Here is a 4375-nt window from a genome sequence, read left to right as displayed (position 1 = left end):
TCGGTGATCTCGACCAGCGTGGTGCGGCGGTCGGTGGGGTGCGGCACCCGGCGCACCAGCTTGTCGTGCTCCAGGCGGTCGACGATGTTGGTGACGCTGGTCGGGTGCAGCTGCAGCCGGTCCCCCATCACCCGCATCGGCAGGCTGCCGCGCCGCGAGAAGGTCAGCAGGACCAGCGCTTCGTAGCGGGCGAAGGTCAGGTTGTGCGGCCGCAGCGCGTTGTCGACCGCGGATTGCAGGATCTGCTGGACCCGCATCACGCTGGTCACCGCGGCCATCGTCGTGGACGGGCCGACCCGCTCCGACCAGAGCTCGGCCGCACGTGCGATGGGGTCGAAGGGCAGCGGACCACGGGCGCTCATGCCGCCGACGCTAGCAGCGGGCCGGATGCGGCCCGGGAACTCCTTCGAGGTTGCCGCGACCGGCGAGCGCACCGGCCCGGGTTCCGCGCATGATCGCGGCGGAAGGTTTCCGCGAGGGTTGGAGGACGAATGCTGGTGGCGTTCAGCGTGGCACCGACCGGTGCAGGCGACGACGACAGCGTCAGCGAAGCGGTCGCGGCGGCGGTGCGCGTAGTGCGCGAGTCCGGCCTGCCGCACGAGACGACCTCGATGTTCACCACCGTCGAAGGCGAGTGGGACGAGGTGATGGACGTGGTCAAGCGGGCGACGGAGGCGGTTTCGTCCCGCTCGCCGCGCACCAGCCTGGTCGTCAAGGCCGACATCCGGCCCGGGCACACCGGGCAGTTGGAGCAGAAGGTCCGGCGGGTCGAGGAGCATCTCGGCGAAGGGTGACCGAGCCCGGCCGGGGACTCCCGGTGGAATCCCCGGCCGGACGCAACCGATCGAGCTCAGCCCTCGGCCGAGGGGTGGTCGGTCAGCGGAGCGTTGACGCAGTGGCTCGGCTGCGGCGAGAGGACCGGGACGACGGCACCGAGCACGGCGGCGTTGGTCCCGCACGCCTGGATCGGGGCCGCGCTCACGTTGTTGCCGTTGCCCAGGTTGACGCCTTCGTTGCCGGTGCTGTCGGCGAACGCGGTCGCGCCGAGGGAGACCATGCCGAAGGCGGCGAGGCCGGCGGCGCCGGCGACGCGGGTTGCAATGCGCACTTTCTGTACCTCTCAGTCGAACTTCTTGGCAGCGGGCCGGCCGCTTGCCGGCCCCTGTCAGCGAGCCCGCGCCGGAACAAGATCCCGCGCGGCTCGGTGGCACCTTCGGCGATCACTCCCGGAAAACCTGAGAGACACACGCATATCGTCATACGAACGAGTGGTTGCATCCAGTCGTTCGAGGGACAAAAGCCGGGAGCGCAGCCGTCGCGCCGCGTGCACCGCCGCAACACGGACCGTCGCCGCCGGGAAACACCTGCCCACGCACCGTGCGCGTGGCGCTCCGTGTCAGGATGGGGATGTGACGAGGCCAGATCCACGCCAGAACTCAGGAATGTCCGCCGCGATGGCAGGCGCAGTCGACCTGTCCTCGCTCAAGAACAAGGCGGAGAACGCCCAGTCCTCGGCTGCCGGCGGCGCGGCTCCAGGCGGTTCCGCAGGAGCGCAGGGCGGCGCGGCCACGACGGTCATCGACGTCACCGAAGCCGACTTCCAGTCCGAGGTCGTCGACCGCTCGATGCAGGTGCCCGTGGTCGTCGACCTCTGGGCGGACTGGTGCGGCCCCTGCAAGCAGCTGTCCCCGGTGCTGGAGAAGCTCGCCGCCGAAGGCGGCGGCAGCTGGGTGCTGGCCAAGGTCGATGTGGACAACAACCCGCGGATCGCGCAGCTGTTCCAGGTGCAGTCGATCCCCATGGTGATCGCGATCGCCGGCGGCCAGCCGGTCGAAGCGTTCCAAGGCGCGCAGCCCGAACCCCAGCTGCGGCAGTGGATCGACGCGCTGCTCGACGCGCTGCGGGAGCGGTTGCCCGGCATCGCGGCGGCCGAGCAGGGCGGCGGCGACGACGAGGAACCCGCCGAAGAGCCCGAGGACCCGCGCTTCACCGCGGCCGAGCAGGCGCTGGAAGCGGGCGACTTCGCCGCGGCAGAAACCGCGTACCAGCAGATCCTGGACGCCGAACCGGACAACGAGCAGGCCAAGGCCGCGCTCGCCCAGGTGCGCTTCAGCGCCCGCGCGGAGAACGCCGACCCGGCCTCGATCGAACGCGCCGACAACGCGCCGGACGACATCGACGCCCAGCTCGCCGCTGCCGACGCGGAACTGGCCGCGCAGCGGGTCGAGGAGGCGTTCGACCGGCTGGTGCGCACCGTCAAGCGCACCTCCGGCGACGAGCGCAACCGGGTGCGGGAGTACCTGGTCGGCATGTTCGAGCTGTTCCCCGAGGGCGACGAGCGGGTCGCGAAGGGCCGCCGCGCGCTGGCAGGCGCGCTGTTCTGATCCGGCGCGGCGATCCGGTCCGCCCGGCTCGTCGCGCCACAACGCCGGTCCGCGGATATCTACGCTGGGGGCATGGCTTCCTACGGTGAACTCTTCCCGGGCCGCAAGCTCAAGCACGAAGGCGACGACGGCTCGCCGGGACGCGAGCACGATCCCGGCGGTCCGCTGGATCTGGAGCGCGGCGTCGTCTTCCTCTCCCCGCCGAAGCAGCAGGCCGCGCCCGAGCAGACGGCGTCCGAGTCCGAACCGGAAGATTCCGAGCGGCAGGACTGACGGCCCGCCCCGGCGAGCGCGAAACCGCCCACGCGCCCGGTACGCTCAGCTACCGTGCCCACGCGGAAAAGCCGGACGCGCGGCGGGGGTCGCCGCGCGGATTCAGGAAGGGACGCGGTGCCGAACCACCTGCACGACTCGACTCCGCCGGACGACGCGAGCACGGTCCCGGCGCTGGACCGCGCCGAAGCCGCCGAGGTGGGCACCGCCCTGATCGGCCACCTCGACCCGGAACGCACCGACCGCTTCGACCTGCCCGCCAACGCCGACGGCAACAACGCCGAGGCGATCGGCGAGGAATGGAACCGGATCAGCGCGCGGCTCACCGAGCTCTTCCTCGCGGGCGTGCCCGGCGAGGATCCGCGGGTGCAGCAGGTCGCGGGCGAGCACTACCGCTGGATCTGCCGGTTCTGGGCTCCGGACCGCGACTCCTACCTGCGGTTGGCCGCGATGTACGTGAGCCAGCCGAAGTTCCGCAAGCGCATCGAGCGCAAGAAACCGGCCGGGCTGGCCGCGTACCTGCGCGACGCCATGACCGCCTACGCGCACTCCCGACTGCGCTGAACACGCCCCGCCGCGGGTGCGGTCGTGGTGCTTGTCGGTGCCTTCTCGTTCAATGAACCCCATGCCGAGATGGGTGCTGCACATGGACATGGACGCGTTCTTCGCGTCCGTCGAGCAGCTCGCCCGCCCCACCGTCGCCGGCCGCGCGGTGCTGGTCGGCGGGCTCGGCCCGCGCGGCACCGTCGCGGGCGCCAGCTACCAGGCCCGCGAGTACGGGGCCCGTTCGGCGATGCCGATGGCCGAGGCGCGGCGGCGCTGCCCGGTCGCGGTGGTGCTGCCGCCGCGCGGGCGGGTGTACCAGGCGGTGAGCCGCCGGGTGTTCGAGATCGTGCGGGAGCTCTCCGACGTGGTGGGGCAGGTCTCGATCGACGAGGCGTTCCTGGAACCCGCGGAGCTGGCGGGCGCCTCGGTCGAGCACGTCGAGCAGTACGCGGCGGACCTGCGCGCGCGGGTGCTGCGGGAGGTCGGAGTGGCCGCCTCGGTGGGAGCGGGCTCCGGCAAGCAGCTCGCCAAGATCTCGTCCGGGCTGGCGAAGCCGGACGGGGCGCTGGTGGTCCCACCAGAGCAGGAGGTCGAGCTGCTCACCGGGCTGCCGGTGCGCAAGTTGTGGGGCGTCGGACCGGTCACCGAGTCGAAGCTGCACCGCATCGGCGTTTACAGCATCGGTGAGCTCGCGGCGATGCAGCCCGGCGACGTCACTTCGCTGCTCGGGCAGGCGCACGGCGCCGAACTGCACCGCCTGGCGCACGGCATCGACGACCACCCGGTGGCCGAACGCGCCGAGGCCAAGCAGGTCAGCGCGGAGACCACGTTCGACGTGGACATCACCGAACCGGTGCGGCTGGCCGCCGAGGTGGCGGGCATGGCCGAATCGGCGCACCGCAGGCTGGTGTCGTCCGGGCGGGCGGCGCGGACGGTGACGCTGAAGGTGCGCGACGCGGACTTCACCACGATCAGCCGGGCGGAGACGTTCGCGTCCGCGACCTCGGACCTGGCCTCGTTCAGCGCGGCCGCGCGGCGGCTCACCGCGGTGGCCGTACCGCCGGGCACGCCGGTGCGGCTGGTCGGGATCTCCTATTCGGGCCTGGCGACCTCGGAGCAGGAAGCGCTGTTCGACTCCCCGGCCGACGAGCCCGCGGACGTCCCGAGCGCCG

The 4375-nt window shown here is 72.1% G+C and carries 7 protein-coding genes; 5 read left to right on the top strand and 2 right to left on the bottom strand.

Translation table 11 applies throughout. The features are described 5' to 3' along the window. The coding region (locus IJH84_RS16450) for a MarR family transcriptional regulator (RefSeq protein WP_295145956.1) at positions 1 to 362 on the bottom strand (362 nt) is incomplete at its 3' end. Positions 363 to 491: 129 nt separating this feature from the next. Between IJH84_RS16450 and IJH84_RS16445 the strand changes: the two genes are divergently transcribed. Continuing rightward, positions 492 to 794, top strand: a complete 303-nt coding sequence (locus IJH84_RS16445) for an MTH1187 family thiamine-binding protein (RefSeq protein WP_295145954.1) — start codon at positions 492 to 494, stop codon at positions 792 to 794. A gap of 56 nt (positions 795 to 850) precedes the next feature. On the opposite strand, the gene IJH84_RS16440 is transcribed toward IJH84_RS16445, so the two are convergent. Then, the gene (locus tag IJH84_RS16440; RefSeq protein WP_295145952.1) at positions 851 to 1108 is read right to left on the bottom strand and encodes a hypothetical protein; all 258 of its coding nucleotides are present in this window, start codon (positions 1106 to 1108) and stop codon (positions 851 to 853) included. Positions 1109 to 1454: 346 nt separating this feature from the next. Between IJH84_RS16440 and IJH84_RS16435 the strand changes: the two genes are divergently transcribed. The 4 genes from IJH84_RS16435 to IJH84_RS16420 all read left to right on the top strand — a co-directional run. Then, positions 1455 to 2384 (top strand): tetratricopeptide repeat protein, encoded by a 930-nt coding sequence (locus IJH84_RS16435; RefSeq protein WP_367269035.1) that lies wholly within the window; start codon positions 1455 to 1457, stop codon positions 2382 to 2384. A 72-nt stretch (positions 2385 to 2456) separates the two neighbouring features. Then, positions 2457 to 2657 carry a hypothetical protein gene (locus IJH84_RS16430; RefSeq protein ID WP_295145948.1) on the top strand — a complete coding sequence of 67 codons (201 nt, stop codon included), beginning with the start codon at positions 2457 to 2459 and terminating at the stop codon, positions 2655 to 2657. 117 nt (positions 2658 to 2774) lie between these two features. Beyond that, a complete protein-coding gene (locus IJH84_RS16425) occupies positions 2775 to 3221 on the top strand; it encodes a TipAS antibiotic-recognition domain-containing protein (protein WP_295145946.1) in 447 nt (148 codons plus the stop codon). A 61-nt stretch (positions 3222 to 3282) separates the two neighbouring features. Continuing rightward, on the top strand, positions 3283 to 4375 hold a 1093-nt coding region (locus tag IJH84_RS16420; protein ID WP_295145943.1), incomplete at its 3' end, for a DNA polymerase IV.

This window comes from Saccharopolyspora sp. (assembly GCF_017434145.1).
Lineage (GTDB): Bacteria > Actinomycetota > Actinomycetes > Mycobacteriales > Pseudonocardiaceae > Saccharopolyspora_C > Saccharopolyspora_C galaxeae.
This window is presented reverse-complemented; position numbering and strand designations above follow the sequence as displayed.

Coding starts and splice junctions, on each gene's coding strand:
- IJH84_RS16445 (WP_295145954.1), top strand. CDS start 492: ATGCTGGTGGCGTTCAGCGTGGCACCGACCGGTGCAGGCGACGACGAC.
- IJH84_RS16435 (WP_367269035.1), top strand. CDS start 1,455: ATGGCAGGCGCAGTCGACCTGTCCTCGCTCAAGAACAAGGCGGAGAAC.
- IJH84_RS16430 (WP_295145948.1), top strand. CDS start 2,457: ATGGCTTCCTACGGTGAACTCTTCCCGGGCCGCAAGCTCAAGCACGAA.